Here is a 22619-nt window from a genome sequence, read left to right as displayed (position 1 = left end):
CATGACCGATATCGCCCTCCACGCGCATGATCATGCGCATGACCACCATGATGCCGATCACAAGCCGGGCTTCTTCGCCCGCTGGTTCATGTCGACGAACCACAAGGACATCGGCACGCTCTACCTGATCTTCGCGATCGTCGCCGGCATCATCGGCGGCGGCATCTCGGGCCTGATGCGCGTCGAGCTGGCCGAGCCGGGCATCCAGTGGCTGCCCTATTGGCTGAGCTTCCTGCACGGCAACGAGACCAAGTTCGACGACGCCATGCACTTCTGGAACGTGCTGATCACCGCGCACGGCCTGATCATGGTGTTCTTCATGGTCATGCCCGCGATGATCGGCGGCTTCGGCAACTGGTTCGTGCCGATCATGATCGGCGCGCCGGACATGGCGTTCCCGCGCATGAACAACATCTCGTTCTGGCTGCTGATCCCGGCCTTCCTGCTGCTGCTCGCCTCGCCCTTCGCGGGCGTCGGCGCGGGCACGGGCTGGACGGTCTACGCCCCGCTCTCCACTTATGGCGAGCCGGGGCCGTCGGTCGACATGGCGATCCTGTCGCTCCACCTGGCGGGCGCCAGCTCGATCCTGGGCGCGATCAACTTCATCACCACCATCTTCAACATGCGCGCGCCGGGCATGACCCTGCACAAGATGCCGCTGTTCGTCTGGTCGGTGCTGATCACCGCCTTCCTGCTGCTGCTGGCGCTGCCGGTGCTCGCCGCCGCGATCACCATGCTGCTGACCGACCGCAATTTCGGCACCGCCTTCTACGACCCGCAATATGGCGGCGACCCGATCCTCTACCAGCACCTGTTCTGGTTCTTCGGCCACCCCGAAGTGTACATCATGATCCTGCCGGGCTTCGGCATCGTCAGCCAGATCATCGCCACCTTCAGCCGCAAGCCGGTGTTCGGCTATCTCGGCATGGCCTATGCCATGGTCGCGATCGGCCTGGTCGGCTTCGTCGTGTGGGCGCACCACATGTTCACCACCGGCATGTCGGTCACCGTGAAGATGTATTTCACCGCCGCCACCATGGTGATCGCGGTGCCGACCGGCGTGAAGATCTTCTCGTGGATCGCCACCATGTGGGGCGGCTCGATCAGCTTCAGGACCCCGATGGTCTGGGCGATCGGCTTCATCTTCATGTTCACCGTGGGCGGCGTGACCGGCGTCGTGCTCGCGAACGGCGGCGTCGACGACTATATGCAGGACACCTATTACGTCGTCGCGCACTTCCACTATGTGCTGTCGCTCGGCGCGGTGTTCTCGCTGTTCGCCGGCTTCTACTATTGGTTCCCGAAGATGAGCGGCCGGATGTACAGCGAGCTGCTCGGCCAGCTGCACTTCTGGATCTTCTTCGTCGGCGTGAACATCCTGTTCTTCCCGATGCACTTCCTGGGCCTGCAGGGCATGCCGCGCCGCTATCCGGACTATCCGGACGCCTATGCGCTGTGGAACCATGTCGCCACGATCGGCTATTTCATCATGTTCGCCTCGATGGTGATCTTCTTCGTCAACGTGATCTGGGCGCTGGTCGCGGGCAAGAAGGCCGAGGGCAATCCCTGGGGCGAAGGCGCGACGACGCTCGAATGGACGCTGTCGAGCCCGCCGCCGTTCCACCAGTTCGAAACGCTGCCGGTCATCGAGGACGGGCATCACCACTGAGCCCGGCCGCAAGGCTGACGCATGAAACGCCCCGGAAGGAAACTTCCGGGGCGTTCTCATGTCCGGCGCCGCGGGCTTTGGTCGCGCCAGGCACGGCATTGACCGCATGAATCGCGCCGTTCATCCTGGAGAAAGATGCGCAGGCGGAACGAATGCCGGGAAATCCAGGGAGAAGCGAGATGAAGTTCCTGCCCGGCGCGCTCGCGCTGCTGTTCGCCGCCATGCCCGCCGCCGAAGCGCAGACGGCACCGCCGGCCAGGCCCGAAGCGGTGATCCAGCTGACGCCGTGGCGCACCCGCTGGGCAATCGAAGCCGAGATCGCCGGCAAGAAGGGGCTGTACCTGCTCGATACCGGCGCGGGCATCACGCTCGTCTCGCGCGAGACCGCGACGCGGGCCGGCTGCACGCCCTGGGGGCGCCTCACTGGCTACAACATGATGGGCAAGCGCTTCGACGGCCCCCATTGCGGCGAGAATATCGCGATCACGCTAGGCGGGATCGCCGCCAGGCCACCGATCACCGGGCTGGTCAACATGGCGGCGGACAATCCGAAGAACGCCGCCCTGGACGGGATCATCGGGCTCAACCTGTTCGAGGGCCGCACCGTGACCTTCGACTTCGCGGCCGGCACGATGACGCTCGAATCGGAAGCGAGCCGGGCGGCGCGCATCGCCGGCATGCGGCCGCTGCGCATCCGGCTGAAGCGCGAGATCGACGGCGGCGCGCTGGCGGTGATGGCCGCGGTGCCGAGCAGGCTGGGCACTTTGTGGTTCGAGCTCGATTCGGGCAATGGCGGCACCGTGCTCGTCTCCAAGCCCATCGCCGAGCTGGTGGGGATGGACCCGAAGCTGGAAGACAAGCAGCCGGCCGATTTCGAAGTGCTGGGCGACATTCGCGCGACCACGCCCGATGCCTTCACGCCGGACATGATCATGGACGGCAATCTCGGCATGCCGTTCCTGCGCAACTGGGTGGTGACGATCGATCTCGCCCGCGGCCTCGCCTGGATCGGCAAGCCGCCGGTGCCGCCCAAGCCGGCGATCCCGCTCGACCAGGCGGTGAAGCAGTGAGTGCCCGGTAGCAATATTCCGGCCGCCTCCCACATCTCCCGGATGCTATCGAACCATCGTCCCGGCCTGTATCACGCTCCCCTCCTGCCAGTCGGGCCGGACTTCCCGGATGGCGACCTCCCGGGCTTCCAGGATCGCTTTCAGGCATTGCTGGCGGACGCGGAAAATAGATACGGTCCGCGCGACTCAAGCTGGAATCTCCTCGGCCTCGAAGTGGTGCCCCTAGGACATCCGCCCGCCGTCGCCACTTCACCTGGCGCGGGTAAGAATTGCGTGTTGCGTATCGCGCTCGATTCGGCGGAGTCGCCCGACCTGCTCGACTGGCAGCTGTCCCATGAGGTCGTGCATTTGCTGGGGCCAAGATCGAAGGAGGAGATCACGGTATTCGAGGAGGGCGTTGCCTCGTACAATCAACATCGGATCAGACTTGCCGTGCATGGTAGGGACGCCTCCTTCAACCAGCCGCAATATGCGGACGCGTTCAACCTGGTCCGCCCATGGCTCGACGCTTATCCCGACCGCGTGCGGCAACTGCGCGCGACCACGGGGGGAGGACTGTCTCCGCTCACCCACGAAGCGCTCCGCGCGACCTTCCCGGGAATGACGAGCGAGATATCGCAGGCCCTGGCTGCGAAATTCTATCCGCCAAGGTTGCCGATTTCCGGGCCGCCGGCTTTGCATTGAGGGGTACGCTCACCCCTTCCCCCTCGGTCAACCCGGCCCTATAGCCGGCGCACGACCATGAGCACCGCTTCCGCCACCGTCACCCTGCCCGCCGACTGGCGCGACTTCCTCGCGCTCACCAAGCCGCGGGTGATGACCCTCGTCGTTTTCACCGGCCTGTGCGGCATGCTGGCCGCCCCGGTGCCGATCCATCCCGTGCTGGGCTTCACCGCCATCCTGTGCATCGCGCTGGGCGCGGGCGCGGCGGGGGCGCTCAACCAATGGTATGAGGCCGATCTCGACGCCAAGATGAAGCGGACGCAGAAGCGCCCGCTGCCGGCCGGCCGGATGGAGCGCCAGTCGGCGCTGCACTTCGGCGTCGGCCTGGCGGGTTTCAGCCTCGCGCTGATGTATTTCGCGATCAACCTGGTGGCGACGCTCATCCTCGCCGCGTCGATCCTGTTCTATGTGTTCGTCTACACGATCTGGCTCAAGCGCCGCACGCCGCAGAACATCGTGATCGGCGGCGCGGCCGGGGCCTTTCCGCCGATGATCGGCTGGGCCGCGGCGACGGGCGACGTGACGCTGATGCCGGTGCTGCTGTTCGCGCTGATCTTCCTGTGGACGCCGCCGCATTTCTGGGCGCTCGCGCTGTTCGTGAAGACCGACTATGCCAATGCCGGCGTGCCGATGCTGCCGGTGGTGGCCGGCGAGAAATCGACGCGGATCCAGATCGGGCTCTACACCATCCCGATGATCCTGTGCGCGGCCGCGCCCTGGCCGCTGGGGCTGGCCGGACCGATCTACGGGATCGTCGCGGCGGTGATGTCCGGCCTGTTCCTCGCCATGGCGGTGCAGGTGGCGATCCGCCGCACCGAGCCCGGGGACGGCATGGCGCCCGAGAAGCGGCTGTTCAAATTCTCGATCCTCTATCTCTTCGTCATTTTCGGCGCGCTCGTCGTCGACAGGTGGTTCGCATGACCGATGATCTGATCCCGACTCCGCCCACCGCCCCGGCGACGCCGGCCGAGGAGGCCGAGCTGATCCGCGCCCGCCAGCGCGGCCGGGCCCGGGTGATGGCGGTGCTGCTGGGCCTGTTCGTGGTGCTCGTCTTCGCGATCTCGATCGTGAAGATCCAGCTGGGCCATGCCGGATGATCCGCATCAGCCGGAACCTGCGCGTCGCGATCCTCGCCGGGATCGGCGTGTGCTCGATGACCGGCCTGGGCTTCGCGGCGGTGCCGCTCTATCGCATGTTCTGCGAAGCGACCGGGCTGAACGGCACCACCCAGCGCGGGGCCCGCGCCCCGGGCAGCGTCGGCCAGAAGATCACCATCGCCTTCGACAGCAACGTCGCCAAGGGCATTCCCTGGAAGTTCCAGCCCGAGCGGCGATCGGACACGATCGACATCGGCGGGCGCGACATGGCGTTCTTCACCGCCACCAACACCTCCGACCATGAAGTGACCGGCACGGCGACGTTCAACGTCACGCCGGTCTTTGTCGGCAAATACTTCACCAAGATCCAGTGCTTCTGCTTCACCCAGCAGACGCTGAAGCCGGGCGAGACGGCGCGGATGCCGGTGATCTTCTACGTGGATCCCAAGATCCTCGACGATCCCGACACGCGCGACGTGCAGGAGATCACGCTCTCGTACACCTTCTATCCGGCCGAATCGCCGGCAGTGAAGGAAGCCGCCGCCAAGGCCCATTGACGCCGGCGCCGGACGCGCGCGACTATTGTTGCGGGAAGCGATTTCGCACCGTAAAGCTTGCTGCAAAACAGGAGCAGGGAAGTTCGATGGCCGGGGCAAAGAATCACCAGTACCATATCCTTCCGCCTAGCGTTTGGCCGCTGTTCGGCTCGTTCTCGGCGCTCGTGCTCGCGTCGGGCGCGATCATGTGGATGCACGGCGCGCACATCTCGCCGGAGAAGGACAATGGCGGCGGCTGGGTGTTCCTGGCCGGCCTGGTCGGCGTGGCGTTCACCATGTTCGGCTGGTGGGGCAAGGTGATCGAGGAAGCGCATGCCGGCGATCACACGCCGATCGTGCAGCTCCACCTGCGCTACGGCATGATCCTGTTCATCGCTTCCGAAGTGATGTTCTTCGTCGGCTGGTTCTGGGCCTGGTTCGACTTCTCGCTCTTCCCCTCGCACGTCGAGGCCGTGGGCGGGCAATGGCCGCCCAAGGGCATGGAAGTGCTCGACGCCTGGAAGTTCCCGCTGCTCAACACGCTGATCCTGCTGCTCTCGGGCTGCACCGTCACCTGGGCACATCACGGGCTGATCCATAATGAGCGCGGCGGCGAGAAGAAGGGCCTGTGGGGCCTGATCGGCGTGGGCGAGAACGACACGGTCAAGAAGGGCCTGTGGCTCACCGTGATCCTGGGCATCACTTTCAGCTGCCTGCAGGCCTATGAATATAGCGAGGCGCCCTTCCCCTTCCATGCCGGGTCCGAAGGCGGCTCGAGCTATGGCGGCGCCTTCTTCATGGCGACCGGCTTCCACGGCTTCCACGTGATCGTGGGCACGATCTTCCTGATCGTGAACCTGGTCCGCGCCTATCGGGGCGACTTCACGCCGAAGCAGCATTTCGGCTTCGAGGCGGCGGCCTGGTACTGGCATTTCGTCGACGTGGTGTGGCTGTTCCTGTTCGCCTCCATCTATGTCTGGGGCGGCTGGGGCGCGCCGGTTCACGGCTGACGTGACCGACAGCGCGAACGACATTTCCGGGGGAGGCGGTCCAGCATCGCCTCCCCCGATCCTTTCGGGGACCCGGGGCGCCTGCCCGCGCTGCGGCGCGCCCACGCTGTTCCGCAGCTTCACGGGCTTTGCCGACCGGTGCACCGCCTGCGGGCTCGACTTCACTCGGTTCAACGTCGGCGACGGGCCCGTCGTGTTCCTCACCCTGGGCATCGGCGCGCTCGTCACGGCGCTGGCGCTATGGGTGGAGTTCGGCTTCCGGCCGGGCGTGCTGATCCATGCGCTGCTCTGGATCCCGATCACCACGGCGCTGGTGATCCTGGCGCTGCGCGTCTCCAAGGGCCTGCTGCTCGCGCTCGAATATCGCAACCGCGCGGGCGAAGGGCGCGTGCGGGGCGAATGATGCCGCGCCTGCCGCTGATCCCGACGATCATCGTCGCCCTTGCCGTCGCCGCGATGATCGGGCTCGGCATCTGGCAGCTCCAGCGCCGCGCGGAGAAGCACGACGCGCTGAAGCTCTACGCCGCCAATTTCGACAAGCCCGAAATGGCCTTCCCCCGCCTGCCGGTGGGCGACCAGTATCTGTTCCGCCGGGCCAGCGCCTTCTGCCTCCAGGTCGTCGGCTGGCAGAGCCAGGGCGGGCGCGCCGCCGATGGCTCCAACGGCTATCGCCATGTCGCGCAGTGCCGCACCGGCGCCGAGGGGCCGGTGCTGCTGGTCGACATGGGCGTGGCGCGCGATCCCAAGTTCCAGCCGGTGTGGAAGGGCGGGCAGGTGGCCGGCACGATCACCCATGCCCCCGATCACCGCCCGCTCCTCGCCGGGCTGTTCGACAGCGAACCCAAGCATCTGATGCTGATCTCGGCCGCCGCCGCGCCCGGCATGGCGCCGACGGCGAAGCCCGACCTGTCGAGCGTGCCGAACAATCATCTTTCCTATGCGGTGCAATGGTTCCTGTTCGCGCTGGTCGCCTCGGTGATCTACCTGCTCGCGCTCAGATGGCGGCAGCAGCCCAAGGCGTGACGGGCATGGAAGGGGGGGCGCCGCCAGGTCGGAGGGGCCTGCTCATCCTCGACCTCGACGAAACGCTGATCCACGCCCGCGAAGCGCCGCTGGATCGTCCCGCCGATTTCGAGATATTCGGCTATCATGTGTACCGGCGCCCGCATCTGGATGCCTTCCTTGCCGCGTGCGCGGACTGGTACGACCTGGCGATCTGGTCGTCGGCATCGGATCGCTATGTCGTCGAAGTGGTGCGGCGCATCTTTCCCGATCCGTCCCACCTCCATTTCATCTGGGGCCGGAGCCGCGCCACGCTGGGCCGCCTGCCCATGGGCGACGACCTCCATTTCCATTACCCCGACGATCACCGGCATTATCTGAAGCCGCTGACCAAGGTCCGGAAGCGCGGCTGGCCGCTGGAGCGCATCCTGATCGTCGACGACACGCCGCAGAAGTGCGCCCGCAACTATGGCAATGCCATTTACCCGCGTCCGTTCGAAGGCGATCGGGAAGATGGCGAGTTGCCGCTGCTCCAGGCCTATCTGCATGCGATGAAGGATTGCGCGAACGTGCGTCGCGTCGAGAAGCGGCGCTGGCGGGATACCGCCCGGGGCATGATCGAAGGACGGGCCGGCTAAAGCTAGTCTTGCTTGCTGGCACTCTCCGCGCCCGCTAGGCCCCGCCCTCATGCAATATCAGAGCACCCGAGGCAGTGCGCCGCTGCTTGGCTTCCGTGACGTGACCCTTGCCGGGCTGGCGAGCGACGGCGGCTTGTATGTCCCCACGCGCTGGCCGAGCTTCAGCCGCGAGGATATCGAGGGGCTGCAGGGCCTCTCCTATGTCGAGACCGCCGTCCGGGTGATGGCGCCGTTCACCGGCGACGACCTGAGCGAACAGGAGCTGCGCGCGCTGTGCGAACAGGCCTATGGCCGCTTCGCCCAGGCCGCGGTGACGCCGCTGGTCCAGCTCGACCATCGCCATTTCCTGCTCGAGCTGTTCCACGGCCCGACGCTCGCCTTCAAGGACGTGGCGCTCCAGCTGCTCGGCCTGCTCTTCGAGAAGTTCCTGACCGGCAGCAGCGAGCCGCTGACCATCGTCGGCGCGACTTCGGGCGACACCGGCAGCGCCGCGATCGACGCGGTCGCCGGGCGGCACGGCGTCGACATCTTCATGCTGCACCCCAAGGGCCGCGTCTCCGACGTGCAGCGCCGCCAGATGACCACGGTGCTCGCGCCCAATGTCCACAACATCGCGATCGAGGGCAGCTTCGACGATGCCCAGGCGATGGTGAAGGCGCTGTTCAACGACGCGGGTTTCTCCGGGCGCTTCCGCCTCAGCGCGGTCAACTCGATCAACTGGGCCCGGCTGATGGCGCAGGTGGTCTATTATTTCTACGCCGCCGTCCGGCTGGGCGCGCCGGCGCGGAAGGTCGCCTTCGCGGTGCCGACCGGCAATTTCGGCGATGTCTTCGCCGGCTATGTCGCGGCGCGCATGGGCCTGCCGGTGGAGCGGCTGGTCGTCGCCACCAACGTCAACGACATCCTCCACCGCGCGCTCGCGAACGGCGACTATTCGGCCGGCACCGTCACGCCGACCGCGGCGCCGAGCATGGATATCCAGGTGAGCTCGAATTTCGAGCGGCTCCTGTTCGATCTCGCCGGCGCGAGCGTCGCCGAGCAGATGCGCGGTTTCGAGAGCACGCGCGCGATGCGCCTCACCAATGCACAGCAGCAGGGCGCCGCCAGGATCTTCGCCAGCGACCGGATCGCGCCGGACGAGATGAACGCGGCAATGCGCTGGGCCGCGGCCGAAGCCGCGCAGGTGATCGACCCGCACAGCGCCATCGGCCTCGCCGCCGCGCGCCGGGCGGATATCCCCGCCCAGGTGCCGGTGGTGACGCTGGCGACGGCGCATCCCGCCAAGTTCGCCGACGCGGTGGAACGCGCGACCGGCGTGCGGCCGGCGCTGCCCGCCCGGGTGGGCGACCTGTTCGACCGGCAGGAACGCTACGACGTGCTGCCGGGCACGCTCGATGCGGTGCGGGAATACATCGCCGGCATCGCCAAGCCACGCCTTTAATTCCTCCCCCAGCTTGCTGGGGGAGGGGGACCGCTCGCGAAGCGAGTGGTGGAAGGGCCGCGCCAAAGGCGCGGCGCTTCACCACACCCCGATACCGTCGCTTACGCGCAAGCCCCTTCACCACGACGCTGACGCGTCGCGGCCCTCCTCCCCGAGACAAGCTCGGGGAGGAATTGGCGTCTTCGCCGTATCCAATTAAAGACCCTCCATGGACCTCATCACTCTCACCGGCGAGCCCTGGGCCGATTATGGGCTGGTCGATAGCGGCCATGGCCGCAAGCTCGAGCGCTACGGCAAATATCGCTTCATCCGTCCCGAGCCCCAGGCGATGTGGGCGCCCGCGTCCGACAACTGGGACGCGCATGGCGAATTCATCCCCGGCTCCGACGAGGATGGCGGCGGCCGCTGGAACTATGCCAAGCCGGTGCCGAGCGAGGGCTGGCCGCTCGCCTGGGAGGAAGTGCGCTTCACCGCGCAGAACACTCCCTTCCGCCACCTCGCCTTCTTCCCGGACATGGCGCCGGTCTGGCACTGGATGCGCAGCCAGGTCGACGGGATGGACGCACCCGAGTTCATGAACCTGTTCGGCTATACCGGCGTCGGCAGCCTGGCGATGGCGGCCAGGGGCGCAAAGGTCACTCATGTCGATGCCTCGAAGAAATCGGTCGCCGAGGGCAAGGCCAATGCCGCGCTGTCGGGGATGGAGGACCTGCCGATCCGCTGGATGATCGACGATGCCGCCAAGTTCACCGCGCGCGAGGTGCGCCGCGGGCGGCGCTATGACGGGATCATCCTCGATCCGCCCAAATGGGGCCGCGGGCCGAACGGCGAAGTGTGGAAGCTGGAGGAAGGCCTGCCCGGGCTGATCGCCGACACGGCGAAGCTGCTCGACGCGAACTCGCGCTTCCTGTTCCTCACCGTCTATGCCGTGCGCATGTCGGCGCTGGCGATCGGCGAACTGCTGCGCCAGCATGTGGCGCACCTGCCCGGCAAGGTGGAGTGCGGCGAGCTGGCGGTGCGCGAGGAAGCGCGCGGGCTGGAACTGCCGACCGCGATCTTCGCGCGCTGGAGCCGCTGATGGGCCTCTCGGTCTTCCTCGCGACCGCCGTGGCCGACACCGTCGAAGGCCGCCGGCCGGGCGGACGCCATGCGATGCTGATCTATGTCTCGGCCGACAGCTTCGAGGAAGCGCAGGCCAAGGCCGCCGGCGTCGCGCTCGGCACGGGCTGGATGCTGGTGCGGCTGGAAAAGGGCATGGAAGTCGCCGATCCGGGTGCAACGGAAGACCCGGTGCTGCGCGCCGCCGCCATGGATGCGCTGGCCGACGGCTCGGCGATGGTGGTGTATGGCGACGAGCTGCCGCCGGAAGCCTAGTCGCGCGGACGGAGGGGCGGCCGCTCCCGCGAGTTCCAGCTGGCACACCGCGCGCCAAGGCCCGGCGCATAATAGCTCCGATCGTCGGTCTGGATCAGCGCGACAAGCATCCTGCCAAAGAGAAGATGGTCCCGCGCTGCGGACTCCAGGATATCGAGCAAGCCATGCGCATATGCCGCATCCTCCGAGGCGAGCAGGTGAAACCCGTCAATGACCAGCGCGCTCCGCTCGGAAGCGCCAAAGGGATAGTCCCTCATCCCGTCGTTCAGCGCATTGAGGTTCCCTGACCAGGGCGCATAGCCGAACTGGTCCTCCCAGCGCAGCAGGTCGGAGAATTGCCGTTCGAAGCTCGACCTGCTCCCGCGGCACGATATTTCGGCCAGTTCATAACCGAGCGAAGCCAGATCGGCCCGCGCCCGCGCCAAGATCTCCGAATCACGGAAGAGATTCACCGCACCATTCTGCAACAACGGCCAATCCGGCCGCCCCTGACAGTCGGCTTCCGTGAACATCAACTCCGCCCCATCCGCATCGCCGCCCCCGCCACGAACGGGCAGCCCGCCACCAGCAACAGGCTCACCGCGCCGAGCAGCTTGAGCGCGCCCGGCTGGCCGGCGGTGGCGCCGAAGATCAGCAGCGGCACGGCGAAGGGCAGCATCACCAGCCCCGCCAGCGCGCCCGCCCCGCGCAGCCCGGCGACCAGCGCCGCGGTGGCGACGCCGAGCGCGGCGAGCCCCGGCGTGCCGGCCAGCAGCGCAAGCAGCAGCGGTGCCAGCGCGGCGCCCGGAAGCTGGAGCAGGCCCGCGGCGATCACCGTCGCGGCGAGCAGCGCAGGCGCGAAGCCCAGCCAATGGCCGGCCACCTTGGCGGCGGCCACGCCGGCATCGGGCAGCCCGCGCACCGCCAGCTGGTCGAGCATGCCGCTCTCCAGATCCGGCGCCACCAGCCGCTCGACCGGCAGCAGCGCCGCGAGCAGCGCCGCCGCCCAGATCACGCCCGGGGCGATGCGGCCGAGCAGCTTCGCATCGGGGCCGACCGCGAAGGGGAAGAGAATCGCGACGAGCAGGAAGAAGACGACCGGCAGCGCCAGCCCGCCGGTGCTCCAGGCACGCCGCAGCTCACGCCAGATCAGGGAGGCGTAGATGCTCACAGCGCCACCTCGCGCGCGTCGGGCAGTGCGAGCGGCAAATGCGTGGCGACCAAGGCGATGCCGCCGGCGGCGCGGTGCCCGGCGATCAGCCCCTCGAGCAGCGCGACCGAGGCGATATCCAACCCATTGCCGGGCTCGTCGAGCAGCCAGACCGGCGCGCCGCTCGCCACGACCCGTGCCAATGCCGCCCGGCGGCGCTGCCCGGTGGAAAGCATGCGCACGGGCACCGGCGCCAGATCGGCCAGCCCTACCGCCGCCAGCGCCTCCGGCACGGCATCGGGCCGGCCGTCGAGCCCTGCCCAGAAGCGCAGCGCCGCGCCGAGCGGCAATTCGGGATCGAGCGCCAGCGCCTCGGCCATCAGGGCGCGCGCGCCTTCGCCTTCCACTCGGCCGGCCGCGGGCGCGAGCAGCCCGGCGGCGATGCGGATCAGGCTCGACTTGCCGGCGCCGTTCGGGCCGGTGACCAAAGCCGCCTCGCCCGCCGCGAGCGCGAGGTCCAGCCCCTCGAACAACAGCCGCCCCCCGCGCAGGCAGGCGACACCGCGCAGGGCCAGGCGCGTCACTCGGCGCTGTCCTCCAGCGCGTGCATGTCATCGTCGGAGAGCCCGAAATGATGGCCGACCTCGTGCACCACGACATGGTTGACCAGCGATTCGAGCGTCACGCCGGTATGCACCCATTCGTCGAGCAGCGGGCGGCGATAGAGATGGATCTCGTCGGGCATGGTCATGCCGTCCCAGGCCGATTTCTCACCCACCGGCCGGCCGCGATACAGGCCGGTCAGGTCGAACGGATCCTCGATGCCCATGGCGTCGAGCGTCTCGTCATCGGCGAAATCCTCGACCACCAGCACGATATCGGCGAGATGCGCCTGGAACGGTTCGGGAATGCGTGCGAGGGCGGCGCGGGCGAGGCGCTCGATCACGGCGGCGTCTGGGGCTTGCCCGGTCATGCCGGGGGGAATAGGCCGGACAATGGAGCTACGGCAAGGGAGGCAGTGATGGTGGCGCGTCTGACGGATGGACTTCGCGAGGAATCGCTCGCGGCGCTGCCCGAATGGCAATGGGATCCGACGCGCGACGCGATCACCCGGCACTTCGCGTTCAAGGACTTCAACCAGGCCTTCGGCTTCATGGCGCGCGTGGCGCTGCTCGCCGAGAAGGCGGACCATCATCCCGAATGGTCCAACGTGTGGAACAAGGTCGACATCCTGCTGACCACGCACGACGCCGGCGGCCTCTCCACCCGCGACATCCAGATGGCGCAGGCGATCGACGCGCTGCTCTAGGGCCGCCGCCGGCATGGGCCGGCGTGCCCGGCTTGCAATGTCGGATTTCGCCTGCTTGGCCCGGCCGGCCGGGCTCCCGTCCGGCCGCTCTTTGACCGGTGGGCGACCGCGAGCGCGGCATCGTTGCGCGGCGCGATCAGCCTAGGATCCGCAGCGCAGCTTGGTGGCGCGCGCATAGTCCGCCGCCAGCCGGTCGGTGTCGGCGGCATAGGGCCTGGGCAGCTCGGCCTTGATCCGGGCCCAGACGGCGCCGCCGCCGGGCGTGCAGATCACCCGCACGAAATCCAGGCCCTGGCCCTGCTCGTAATGCGCGCGGGGCATCAGCCCTTCCTGGACGCGCTGCCAGACCTGATAGGTCGCCCAGCCATGCTCGCGCATCAGATAGTCGAAGCGCAGCCTGTCGGCGGGGTCGAGCGGCCGGCTGCCGTCCATGCCGGCCCGGAACATCTCGGCGATGTCGCGCGAGCCGTAGATCGAGGCGCGAAAGGCCGCCCATTGCGCCTGGGTGTCGTTCGCTTCGCTGCGCGCCGCGACCCGGTTGCTCTCGTAGAGCTGGATCCCGACGAAGACGAGCGAGAGCACCACCGCGAGCGCGCTGACGATCTGGCCGACGAACGCCCAATATTCCATCCGGTCCCGGTGGAAGATCGGGCGGCGGGAGTCCGAGCCCTCCCGCCCGCTCACTTGAACGCCCGTTGCTGAAGCTTGCGCAGCGTGCCGGGCATCCAGCGCGCCATGAACCAGAGGCGGTGCGCGGTCTTGCCGACGCGGGTGTGCACTGCCTTGCGCGCGTCCAGCATGTGGCGGACGGTCTTCACCACTTCCTCGACCGGGGTGATCTCCAGCCCGGCGGCACGCACCGATTCGCGCACGTTGCGGTTCGAATCCTGAGTGACATGGTTGAGCAGCGGCGTCTCGATGAAGCTGGGCATCAGCGAGCCGACATAGATGCCCTCCTGCCCCCATTCGGCATTGAGCGCCTCGGCGAAGCCGCGCATCGCGAACTTGCCGGCGCTGTAGATCGACATGCCCGCATTGCCCGAAATACCGGCGGCCGAGCTGGTGACGATCATCGCCGATCCCGGCGTGGCCTTGAGCAGGTCGTGCGCGGCGCGCGCGCCATGGACGACGCCGTTGATGTTGATCGAAAGGCCGCGATCGATGTCCGCGTCGGACATGGTTTCCAGCTGGCCGCCCACCGCGATCCCGGCATTGTTGAACAGGAAGTCGAGCCGGCCGCCGCTCCTGCCCGCGAAATCGGCGAGCGCGGCCTGCCATGCGTCGCGGTCGCGCACGTCCATCGCATAGGTCTCGGCGCCGGGGATCGCGGCCTTCGCCGCTTCCAGCCCGGCCGCGTTGACATCGGCCAGCCCGACCAGCCAGCCGTCCGCCGCTAGGCTCTTCGCGACGGCGAAACCGATACCCGATGCGCCGCCCGTGATGAATGCCGCCTTGGCCATTGCCTCGCCCTCCTCTTTTGACCTTTGCCATTTCATCCCGCACAAAGCACCGCGATGCCAGAGCAAAGCCGCTCCGTTACCTTCAAAAATGTCAGCAAGGTCTGGCCGGGGGGCGTGAGAGCCGTGGATGGCGTGTCGCTGGACGTGGCGGCGGGCAGCTTCGTGGCGCTGGTGGGCGCTTCGGGATCGGGCAAGTCGACGCTGCTCAAGATGGTCAACCGGCTGATCGTGCCGAGCGAAGGCGCGGTGCTGGTGGGCGACGCGCCGGTGGATGCCGGCCCCGCGCCGGCGCTGCGGCGGCGGATCGGCTATGTCTTCCAGAATGTCGGCCTGTTCCCGCACATGCGCGTGGGCGAGAACATCGCCATCGGACTGCGGCTGGCGGGCGAGAAGGACATGGCCGCGCGGATCGTCGAGCTGCTCGAGCTGGTCGAGCTGCCGCCCGAGACGGCGGGGCGCATGCCGGATGCGCTTTCGGGCGGCCAGCGCCAGCGCGTGGGCGTGGCGCGGGCGCTGGCGACCGGGCCTGGCATCTTGCTGATGGACGAGCCCTTCGGCGCGCTTGATCCCGTCACGCGTGACGGGCTGGGCAAGGCGATCCGCGCGCTGCACGACCGGATGGGCCTCACCACCATCCTCGTCACGCACGACATGGCCGAGGCGCTGCTGCTGGCCGATCGCGTGCTGGTGATGGAGAAGGGCAGGATCGTCGCCGATGCCACGCCGCGCGAACTGCTCGCCGGCAAGGGCGGCGCGGTGGCGGACGCGCTGGTCGCCGTGCCGCGCGAACAGGCGCACCGGCTGGCGGAGCTGGAGGAATGAACGCGCTGGCCCGCGTGCCCGAACTGCTCGCCCAGCATCTGCTGCTGGCGCTGGCGGCGCTGCTGCTCGGGCTGGCGATCGCGCTGCCGCTGGCAGTGATCTCGGCGCGCAACCGGCTGGTGGGGCGCGTCGCGCTGGGCTTTGCCAGCCTCGTCCAGACGATTCCGAGCCTCGCCCTGCTTGCGCTCTTCTATCCGATCCTGCTCTCGCTCTCGGCGCTGGTCGGCGGCGGCATTCCGGCGCTGGGCTTCCTGCCCTCGCTGCTCGCACTGTCGCTGTACGCGCTGCTGCCGATCCTGCGGAACGGCGTCACCGGGCTGGCGAACATCGATCCCGCGGTGATCGAGGCGGCCGACGGCGTGGGGATGACGGCGGCGCAGAAGCTGCGCCTGGTCGAGGCGCCGCTGATCCTGCCGGTGCTGATGGCCGGCATCCGCACCGCCGCGGTGTGGACGATCGGCGCGGCGACGCTGTCGACCACGGTGGGCCAGCCGAGCCTGGGCGACCTGATCTTCGCCGGCCTCCAGACGCAGAACTGGTCGCTGGTGCTGACCGGCTGCATCGCCGCCGCAGCGCTCGCGCTGGCGGTGGACGGGCTGCTGGGACTGGCCGAGCACGGGATCGCAAAGCGGAAGCGGGGGCTGGTGTGGGGCAGCCTGGGCACGCTGCTGGTCGCGATGGCGCTGGCGCTCGTCCCGGCGCTGCCGGCGGCACGCGGCACCGTCACCATCGGCGCCAAGGGCTTTTCCGAGCAATATATCCTCGCCCGGCTGATCGGGCACCGGCTGGAAGCGGCGGGATACCGGGTCCGCTACCGGGAAGGGCTCGGCTCCGCGGTCGCGTTCAGCGCGCTCGCGAGCGGCGATGTCGATGTCTATGTCGATTATTCGGGCACGATCTGGACCAACCAGATGCGGCGCAGCGACGTGCCGCCGCGCGACGCCATCGTGCGCGGCGTCGCGGACTGGGCCCGCGACCGGCACAAGGTGACGCTGCTCGGCTCGCTGGGGTTCGAGAATGCCTATGCCTTCGCGATGCGGGGCGACGACGCCAGGAAGCGCGGCATCGCCAGCATCGCCGATCTGGCACCGGTCGCGGGCAGCCTGAACCTCGCCACCGATGTCGAGTTCCTCGATCGCCCCGAATGGGCGGCGGTGAAGAAGGCATATGGCCTGAGCTTCAAGTCGGCCCATCCCTATCAGCCGACCTTCATGTATCGCGCCCTCGCCTCCGGCAGCGCGGACGTGATCCCCGCTTTCTCCTCGGACGGCAGGATCGCGGCGGACGGGCTCACCGTGCTGGCCGATCCCAAGGGCGCGATCCCCGGATATGATGCGATCCTGCTGCTCGCCCCCGGCCGCGCCGACGACCTGCGCTTCCAGGCGGCGCTCAAGCCGCTCATCGGCGCGATCCCGGTCGAGCGGATGCGCCGGGCCAACTACATGGTCGATCGCGACGACGACAAGGCAAGCCCCGACGCGGCCGCCCGCTGGCTGGCGCGTGGACTAGCCCGATGAATTTCTGTTATCGCTACCAGAATATAAAAAAGAGGAGAGTGAAATGCAGCCAGGCCTGAAGCTTCTGCTGTCGACCGCCATGATCTGGGCCGCGTCGCCCGCCTTTGCGCAGCACGCGCCGACAACGCTGTCTGGCCAGCAGGCCGCCAATCCCGCCAAATGGCCGACCGCCGGCTCGCAGGGCCTGGTCGATCCCGCGACCGAGAAGTTCGTCACCGATCTGATGGCGCAGATGACGCTGGAGGAGAAGGTCGGCCAGATGATCCAGGCGGACATCGGCGCGATGAAGCCCGAGGAGCTGCGCCAATATCCGCTCGGCTCGATCCTGGCGGGCGGCAGCTCGCCGCCGCTCGGCGCGCCCGATCGCTCTCCCCAGGCGCCCTGGGTCGAGACTGCCCGGGCCTTCCGCAAGGTCGCGATGGAGCCGCGCGGCAAGCATCAGCCGATCCCGCTGATCTTCGGCATCGACGCCGTGCACGGCAACAACAACGTGATCGGCGCAACCATCTTCCCACACAATATCGGCCTCGGCGCGATGCACGATCCCGCGCTGATCCGCCGCATCGGCCAGGCCACCGCCGCGGAGACCGCCGCGACCGGGCCCGACTGGGCGTTCGGCCCCACGCTCGCCGTCCCGCAGGACGATCGCTGGGGGCGCAGCTATGAAGGCTATTCGGAGGATCCGGCGGTGGTCCGCTCCTATGCCGGCGAGATGATCCTCGGCCTCCAGGGCGCGCCCGGCACGAAGAACCGCATTCAGCAAGGCTATGTCGCGGCGTCGGCGAAGCATTTCCTCGGCGATGGCGGCACCTTTGGCGGCGTCGACCAGGGCGATACCCGCCTGTCCGAGGATGCGCTGATCAGGACGCACGCCCAGGGCTATGTCCCCGCGATCCAGGCCGGCGCGCTCACCGTGATGGCCAGCTATTCGAGCTGGAACGGCGCAAAGATGCACGGCAACGAATCGCTGCTCACCGATGTGCTGAAGGGCCGGATGGGCTTTCAGGGCTTCGTCGTCGGCGACTGGAACGGCCATGGCCAGGTGCCTGGCTGCACCAAGGAGGATTGCGCCCGGACCTTCAACGCCGGGCTCGACATGGCGATGGCGCCGGACAGCTGGAAGGGCCTGTTCGAAAGCACTGTCCGCCATGCCGGGGACGGCACCATTCCGATGGCCCGCATCGACGACGCAGTGCGCCGCATCCTGCGCGTGAAGGTGAAGCTCGGCCTGTTCGATCCCGCCCGCCCGATCGAAGGCAAGGCCGGCGTGCTGGGCAATGCCGAGCACCGCGCGATCGCCCGCGAAGCGGTGGCCAAGTCGCTGGTGCTGCTCAAGAACCAAGGCACGCTGCCGATCAGGGCGTCGGCAAACGTGCTGGTCGCCGGCCCGGGTGCCGATTCGATGGCGCAGCAGACCGGCGGCTGGACGCTGAGCTGGCAGGGGGACGGCAACGACAATTCGATGTTCCCCAATGGCCAGACAATCTTCTCCGGCATCGCCGCGGCAGTGAAGGCCGGCGGCGGCACCGCGACGCTCTCGGCGGACGGCAGCTTCACCGCCAGGCCCGATGTCGCGATCGTGGTGTTCGGCGAGCAGCCCTATGCCGAAATGCGCGGCGACATCGCGACGCTGGAGTTCCAGCCCGGCGACAAGCAGGCGCTGGCCATGCTCCGGAAGCTGAAGGCCGCGGGCGTGCCGACCGTCTCGGTGTTCCTCTCGGGCCGGCCGCTCTGGGTGAACCCCGAGATCAATGCCTCGGACGCCTTCGTCGCCGCCTGGCTGCCGGGCAGCGAAGGCGCGGGCATCGCCGACGTGATCATCGGCGACAAGGCGGGCAAGCCGCGCAGGGACTTTCATGGCACGCTGTCGTTCAGCTGGCCGAAGGACGCCGGCCAGTTCACGCTCAACAAGGGTGATCCGGGCTATGATCCGCTGTTCGCGCTCGGCTATGGGCTGCGCTACGCCACGCCAGGCACGGTCGCGACGCTGGGCGAGGAGCCCGGCTTCGATGCCTCGGCGCTCAACACCAGCGTCTATTTCGCCAAGGGCGTGACGCCCAAGCCCTTCGCCTTCGCCACCGAATCGAAGATCACCCGCGCCCCGATCGATGGACCGCAGACCCAGGAAGGCGCGCAGCAGCTGCGCTGGACCGGCGGCCCGGCACGGCTGAGCATCGGCGGCGGCGCACCGATCGACCTTGGCCGCGAAGCCAATGGCGACCTGTCGCTGGCTCTCACCTACCGCCTCGATCGCGCGGCGACCGGCACGGTGACGCTCGGCATGGGCGATGGCAAGGGCCTGGACGCAACCGGCCTGTTCACCGGCGAGACCGGCAAGTGGCGCACGGTGAAGATCCTGCTCAAATGCTATCAGGCGAACGGCACCGACATGCACGCCGTCTCGGCCCCGGTGGTGATCGGCGCCTCGGGACCGCTGGCGTTCAGCCTGGCCGATGCGCGGATCGTGTCGGATCCCGCCAATTCGATCTGTCCCGGCACCAAGTGACGATGATGGCGGGCGATCGGATCGAGGCGGTCGCGATCGCCCGCGGCCCCTATCGTGCCGAGCTGATCACGCTCGGCGCGGCGCTACGGGTGCTCGAAGTGCCGGACCGCCTGGGCAATCCGGCGAATGTGGTACTCGGCTTCGCGGACCTTGAGGAGTATCGCGGGCCGCCACGCTTCTACGGCGCGGTGACCGGCCGCTATGCCAACCGCATCGGCGGGGCGCGTTTCATGCTCGACGGCGTCACCCATCGTCTCGCGGCGAATGACGGGGCGAACAGTCTTCATTCGGGGCCGTTCGGCCTCGACCAGCAATATTGGGATCTGGTGGCCCGATCCGAGGACTCGGTCCGGTTCCGCCACATCAGCCCCACGGGGCATAACGGCTTCCCGGGCACGCTGACGACCGAGGTCCAGTACGTGATCGAGGCGGACGGGCTGGCGATCCGCCTGACCGCGGCCACCGACGCGCCAACGGTCGTGAATCTCACGCATCATGCCTATTTCAACCTGGCCGGCGAGGCGAGCGGAGAGACGATCCTCGATCACCTGCTGCGCATCCCCGCACGCCGGACCACCTCGATCGACGCCGAGCTGATCCCCACCGGCGCGCTGGCCGAGGTGACCGGCACGCCCTTTGACTTCCGCATGCCCAGGCGAATCGGCGCGGAGATCGATGCGGACGACGAGCAGCTTCGGCGCGGCCAGGGTTATGACCATAATTTCGTGATCGACGGCGCGGATGGGCGCGTCCGCCGGGTGGCAACCCTGTTCGATCCCAGCTCGGGCCGCGTGCTCGATCTCCACTCCAGCGAACCGGGGCTGCAATTCTATTCGGGCAACCACCTTGCCGGCGGCGCGCCGGGAACGAGCGGGCAAAGCTATGCCGCGCGTGCCGGGCTCTGCCTGGAGCCGCAGAAATTTCCGGACAGCCCGAACCGGCCGGACTTCCCCTCGCCCAGGCTCGATCCGGGCGTGCCATACCGCCACGACATCGCCTTCCGGTTTCGCACCGCCGCAAGCATCGAGGAGGCGTTCGCTTCCTGACTCCCCTCCCCGGCGGGGGAGGAATCGGCGTCACTGCTCTTTCCGCTCGGCCTGGAAGATCTTGTTGACGATGCGCCACTCGCCGTCCGCCTTCACCAGCGAGAGATAGTCGACGAAGCGCACGCTCGGATAGTCGAGCACCACCTTGGCCATGCCGGCATTGCCGGTAACGTCGAGACTCTCGATCCAGCGCCTGCGCCGCGCCTCGTCCACCGCCGGCTTTCCGGTCGCAGCGGCGGCGATGAAATCGGCGAGCGTCCGCGCGGCGAAGCTCCCGTCGCGGTTCCAGTAGAGCATCGCCTTGGGATGAAAGGCCGCGCCGAACTCGGCCGCGCTGCCGGTCGCATGGCCGGCAAGATAATGGTTCACGGCGGTACGCGCGCCGGCCTCGTCCTTGTCCTGCGCATGGGCGGGCGCGGCAACAAGGACCAGGCTGGCGGCGAGGATCAGGGAACGCATGGAGACCTCCGGTTGCGGGGAGGTCTCCAGCCTGGCCCATGCCATGGGGCCGTGCACCCGGCCCGGGCCGAACGCGCGGCGGATGGGATGAACGGCATCCCAGGTTCCTTCCGCTTCCCGGGTGGGAAGCGGGATGGAGGCTATAGCGTCGGCTTGCCGTCGACGCGGCGCGGCACGCCCGCATCGCCGTCACGCAGTTCGGCGGGAAGCAGCGCCGCCGGCAGGTCCTGATAGGCAACCGGTCGCAGGAAACGGTCGATCGCCAGCGTGCCGACCGAAGTGCTGCGGCCATCCGCCGTCGACGGGAACGGCCCGCCATGGACCTGCGCGTCGGTTACTTCGACACCGGTCGGCCAGCCATTGGCGAGGATGCGGCCGGCCAGCCGCTCGAGGATCGGCAACAGCCTGGTCGCGGTCTCGGTATCGGCATCATCGAGATGCAGAGTCGCGGTGAGCTGGCCCTCGAGCAGCGAGACGACGCCAAGCATCTCGTCCAGATCGGCGCAGCGCACCAGCAGCGAGGCGGCGCCGAAGACCTCTTCGGCATGGCTGGGATCGGCGATGAAGTCCGCGCCGGTCATGGTGAACAGCGCGGCACGCCCGCAGCTGGCCGAACCTTCCTGCCCCTGCGCGACCCGGGTCAGCCCCGGCGCCGCGGCCCAGCGGGCGACACCGCTCTCATAAGCCTGGAGGATGCCGGGGGTGAGCATGGTCTGCGCCGCCACGCCCGACACCGCTTCGGTCGCCGCGGCGAGGAAGCGGTCCAGCGCCGGGCTTTCCAGCGCCAGGACGAGGCCGGGATTGGTGCAGAACTGGCCGGCACCCATGGTCAGGCTCGCGATATATCCCTTGCCCAGCGCCTCGGCCCGCGCTTCGAGCGCATGCGGCAACAGGAATACCGGGTTGATGCTGCTCATCTCGGCATAGACGGGGATCGGCACGGGACGGTTCGCGGCGATCTTCATCAGCGCCGTGCCGCCGCCGCGCGAGCCGGTGAAGCCAACTGCCTTGACCCGCGGATCGGAGACGAGCGCCGCGCCGACTTCATTGCCGGCGCCGTTGATCAGCGAGAATGTGCCTGCGGGCATGCCGGTCTTCTCGACGGCGCGAGCGATCGCTCCGGCAACCAGCTCCGACGTGCCGGGATGGGCGGAATGCCCCTTCACGATCACCGGACAGCCCGCGGCGAGCGCCGAGGCGGTGTCGCCGCCGGCGACCGAGAAGGCGAGCGGGAAATTGGAAGCGCCGAACACCACGACCGGGCCGAGCGGGATCATGCGTAGGCGCAGGTCGGGCTTGGGGGCAGGCTGCCGATCGGGGATCGCGTGATCGATGCGCGCACGCAGATACTCGCCGAGACGCAATTCCCTCGCGAAGAGCCGCAACTGGCCCGAGGTGCGGCCGCGCTCGCCGGTGAGGCGGGCGTGCGGCAGGCCGCTTTCCTGCATCGCACGCTCGGTGAGCGTCTCGCCCAATGCGTCGATCTCGTCGGCGATCGCCTCCAGAAAGGCGGCACGCTGCTCGCGCGGCAGATTGGCGTAGACGGGGAAAGCGGCCTCGGCGGCAGCTGCGGCAGCCTCGACATCTTCCCGCGTCGCCATGTCGAAGCTCGGCTCCAGCGGCGCGCCGGTCGAGGCGGCCACGGCCCGAAAACCCGGCCCGTCGCGGCGCACCCGCTTCGAAGCAATGAACAATTCGCCGGTCAGCGCCATGCCTGCTCTCCTGTCTTTACGATTTACGTTAGCGGTAACATTGCCCATGCGGGACTTAGGCAGCACCGTGCCAAAAAGCAATCGGGCACGCCTGTGAAG

26 protein-coding genes are annotated in these 22619 nt (G+C 68.3%); 18 read left to right on the top strand and 8 right to left on the bottom strand.

Going from position 1 to position 22619, the window contains the following annotated elements; translation table 11 throughout:
- Nucleotide 1 precedes the first annotated feature (1 nt).
- From ctaD to ACIQCS_RS15445, 13 genes are all read left to right on the top strand, one after another.
- Nucleotides 2-1669, top strand: coding sequence for a cytochrome c oxidase subunit I (gene ctaD, locus ACIQCS_RS15505; protein ID WP_294049792.1), 1668 nt, complete (start codon nucleotides 2-4; stop codon nucleotides 1667-1669).
- Nucleotides 1670-1848: 179 nt separating this feature from the next.
- Nucleotides 1849-2739, top strand: coding sequence for an aspartyl protease family protein (locus ACIQCS_RS15500; RefSeq protein ID WP_345849120.1), 891 nt, complete (start codon nucleotides 1849-1851; stop codon nucleotides 2737-2739).
- Complete coding sequence (locus ACIQCS_RS15495) at nucleotides 2740-3423, top strand: hypothetical protein (protein ID WP_401531264.1); 684 nt, start codon at nucleotides 2740-2742, stop codon at nucleotides 3421-3423. It abuts the gene before it with no gap.
- Between the two features lie 57 nt (nucleotides 3424-3480).
- Nucleotides 3481-4383, top strand: coding sequence for a heme o synthase (locus ACIQCS_RS15490; RefSeq protein WP_345849123.1), 903 nt, complete (start codon nucleotides 3481-3483; stop codon nucleotides 4381-4383).
- Nucleotides 4380-4559: a hypothetical protein gene (locus ACIQCS_RS15485; RefSeq protein ID WP_345849125.1), complete on the top strand. Its 180-nt coding sequence runs from the start codon at nucleotides 4380-4382 to the stop codon at nucleotides 4557-4559. The genes ACIQCS_RS15490 and ACIQCS_RS15485 overlap by 4 nt, the downstream gene beginning before the upstream one ends.
- Complete coding sequence (locus ACIQCS_RS15480) at nucleotides 4556-5116, top strand: cytochrome c oxidase assembly protein (protein WP_345849126.1); 561 nt, start codon at nucleotides 4556-4558, stop codon at nucleotides 5114-5116. The genes ACIQCS_RS15485 and ACIQCS_RS15480 overlap by 4 nt, the downstream gene beginning before the upstream one ends.
- 86 nt (nucleotides 5117-5202) lie before the next feature.
- Nucleotides 5203-6105 (top strand): cytochrome c oxidase subunit 3, encoded by a 903-nt coding sequence (locus ACIQCS_RS15475; RefSeq protein WP_345849127.1) that lies wholly within the window; start codon nucleotides 5203-5205, stop codon nucleotides 6103-6105.
- Nucleotide 6106: 1 nt separating this feature from the next.
- Nucleotides 6107-6508 carry a DUF983 domain-containing protein gene (locus ACIQCS_RS15470; RefSeq protein WP_345849128.1) on the top strand — a complete coding sequence of 134 codons (402 nt, stop codon included), beginning with the start codon at nucleotides 6107-6109 and terminating at the stop codon, nucleotides 6506-6508.
- Entirely contained in the window at nucleotides 6505-7128 is a 624-nt protein-coding gene (locus tag ACIQCS_RS15465; RefSeq protein WP_345849129.1) for an SURF1 family protein, read from the top strand. The genes ACIQCS_RS15470 and ACIQCS_RS15465 overlap by 4 nt, the downstream gene beginning before the upstream one ends.
- 5 nt (nucleotides 7129-7133) lie before the next feature.
- Nucleotides 7134-7745 carry an HAD family hydrolase gene (locus ACIQCS_RS15460; RefSeq protein ID WP_345849131.1) on the top strand — a complete coding sequence of 204 codons (612 nt, stop codon included), beginning with the start codon at nucleotides 7134-7136 and terminating at the stop codon, nucleotides 7743-7745.
- A gap of 49 nt (nucleotides 7746-7794) precedes the next feature.
- Entirely contained in the window at nucleotides 7795-9186 is a 1392-nt protein-coding gene (gene thrC / locus ACIQCS_RS15455; protein ID WP_345849133.1) for a threonine synthase, read from the top strand.
- 208 nt (nucleotides 9187-9394) lie between these two features.
- Entirely contained in the window at nucleotides 9395-10264 is an 870-nt protein-coding gene (locus ACIQCS_RS15450) for a class I SAM-dependent methyltransferase (protein WP_345849134.1), read from the top strand.
- On the top strand, nucleotides 10264-10560 hold the full coding sequence (locus ACIQCS_RS15445; RefSeq protein WP_345849136.1) for a hypothetical protein: 297 nt from the start codon (nucleotides 10264-10266) through the stop codon (nucleotides 10558-10560). Before ACIQCS_RS15450 ends, ACIQCS_RS15445 begins: the two co-directional genes overlap by 1 nt.
- On the opposite strand, the gene ACIQCS_RS15440 is transcribed toward ACIQCS_RS15445, so the two are convergent.
- From ACIQCS_RS15440 to ACIQCS_RS15425, 4 genes are read right to left on the bottom strand one after another with little or no spacing between them, the layout of a single operon-like run.
- On the bottom strand, nucleotides 10557-11012 hold the full coding sequence (locus ACIQCS_RS15440) for a barstar family protein (RefSeq protein ID WP_345849138.1): 456 nt from the start codon (nucleotides 11010-11012) through the stop codon (nucleotides 10557-10559). The two genes, ACIQCS_RS15445 and ACIQCS_RS15440, sit on opposite strands and share 4 nt — an antisense overlap.
- Before the next feature lie 59 nt (nucleotides 11013-11071).
- Nucleotides 11072-11710 (bottom strand): heme exporter protein CcmB, encoded by a 639-nt coding sequence (locus tag ACIQCS_RS15435; protein ID WP_345849140.1) that lies wholly within the window; start codon nucleotides 11708-11710, stop codon nucleotides 11072-11074.
- A complete protein-coding gene (gene ccmA, locus ACIQCS_RS15430; protein ID WP_345849141.1) occupies nucleotides 11707-12273 on the bottom strand; it encodes a heme ABC exporter ATP-binding protein CcmA in 567 nt (188 codons plus the stop codon). Before ccmA ends, ACIQCS_RS15435 begins: the two co-directional genes overlap by 4 nt.
- Nucleotides 12270-12662: a metallopeptidase family protein gene (locus ACIQCS_RS15425; RefSeq protein ID WP_345849143.1), complete on the bottom strand. Its 393-nt coding sequence runs from the start codon at nucleotides 12660-12662 to the stop codon at nucleotides 12270-12272. The genes ccmA and ACIQCS_RS15425 overlap by 4 nt, the downstream gene beginning before the upstream one ends.
- Before the next feature lie 45 nt (nucleotides 12663-12707).
- Here ACIQCS_RS15425 and ACIQCS_RS15420 point away from each other — a divergent pair, with 45 nt between their 5' ends.
- Nucleotides 12708-12998 carry a 4a-hydroxytetrahydrobiopterin dehydratase gene (locus ACIQCS_RS15420; protein WP_345849145.1) on the top strand — a complete coding sequence of 97 codons (291 nt, stop codon included), beginning with the start codon at nucleotides 12708-12710 and terminating at the stop codon, nucleotides 12996-12998.
- A gap of 141 nt (nucleotides 12999-13139) precedes the next feature.
- Here ACIQCS_RS15420 and ACIQCS_RS15415 read toward each other — a convergent pair whose 3' ends face one another.
- Both ACIQCS_RS15415 and ACIQCS_RS15410 read right to left on the bottom strand, forming a co-directional pair.
- Complete coding sequence (locus ACIQCS_RS15415; protein ID WP_345849147.1) at nucleotides 13140-13682, bottom strand: hypothetical protein; 543 nt, start codon at nucleotides 13680-13682, stop codon at nucleotides 13140-13142.
- Nucleotides 13679-14458 carry an SDR family oxidoreductase gene (locus ACIQCS_RS15410; protein ID WP_345849149.1) on the bottom strand — a complete coding sequence of 260 codons (780 nt, stop codon included), beginning with the start codon at nucleotides 14456-14458 and terminating at the stop codon, nucleotides 13679-13681. The genes ACIQCS_RS15415 and ACIQCS_RS15410 overlap by 4 nt, the downstream gene beginning before the upstream one ends.
- 54 nt (nucleotides 14459-14512) lie before the next feature.
- Here ACIQCS_RS15410 and ACIQCS_RS15405 point away from each other — a divergent pair, with 54 nt between their 5' ends.
- The 4 genes from ACIQCS_RS15405 to ACIQCS_RS15390 are packed head-to-tail and all read left to right on the top strand — an operon-like array spanning nucleotide 14513 to nucleotide 20349.
- A complete protein-coding gene (locus tag ACIQCS_RS15405; protein WP_345849151.1) occupies nucleotides 14513-15280 on the top strand; it encodes an ATP-binding cassette domain-containing protein in 768 nt (255 codons plus the stop codon).
- Nucleotides 15277-16797: an ABC transporter permease/substrate-binding protein gene (locus ACIQCS_RS15400; protein WP_345849153.1), complete on the top strand. Its 1521-nt coding sequence runs from the start codon at nucleotides 15277-15279 to the stop codon at nucleotides 16795-16797. Before ACIQCS_RS15405 ends, ACIQCS_RS15400 begins: the two co-directional genes overlap by 4 nt.
- 43 nt (nucleotides 16798-16840) lie before the next feature.
- On the top strand, nucleotides 16841-19303 hold the full coding sequence (locus ACIQCS_RS15395; protein ID WP_345849154.1) for a glycoside hydrolase family 3 N-terminal domain-containing protein: 2463 nt from the start codon (nucleotides 16841-16843) through the stop codon (nucleotides 19301-19303).
- Between the two features lie 5 nt (nucleotides 19304-19308).
- Entirely contained in the window at nucleotides 19309-20349 is a 1041-nt protein-coding gene (locus ACIQCS_RS15390; RefSeq protein WP_345849155.1) for an aldose epimerase family protein, read from the top strand.
- A gap of 30 nt (nucleotides 20350-20379) precedes the next feature.
- Here ACIQCS_RS15390 and ACIQCS_RS15385 read toward each other — a convergent pair whose 3' ends face one another.
- Entirely contained in the window at nucleotides 20380-20808 is a 429-nt protein-coding gene (locus ACIQCS_RS15385; RefSeq protein WP_345849157.1) for a nuclear transport factor 2 family protein, read from the bottom strand.
- 140 nt (nucleotides 20809-20948) lie between these two features.
- Nucleotides 20949-22520, bottom strand: a complete 1572-nt coding sequence (locus tag ACIQCS_RS15380) for an aldehyde dehydrogenase (NADP(+)) (protein ID WP_345849158.1) — start codon at nucleotides 22518-22520, stop codon at nucleotides 20949-20951.
- Nucleotides 22521-22619 lie beyond the last annotated feature (99 nt).

The sequence above is a fragment of the Sphingomonas sp. NPDC092440 genome (assembly GCF_044754985.1).
Lineage (GTDB): Bacteria > Pseudomonadota > Alphaproteobacteria > Sphingomonadales > Sphingomonadaceae > Sphingomonas.
This window is presented reverse-complemented; position numbering and strand designations above follow the sequence as displayed.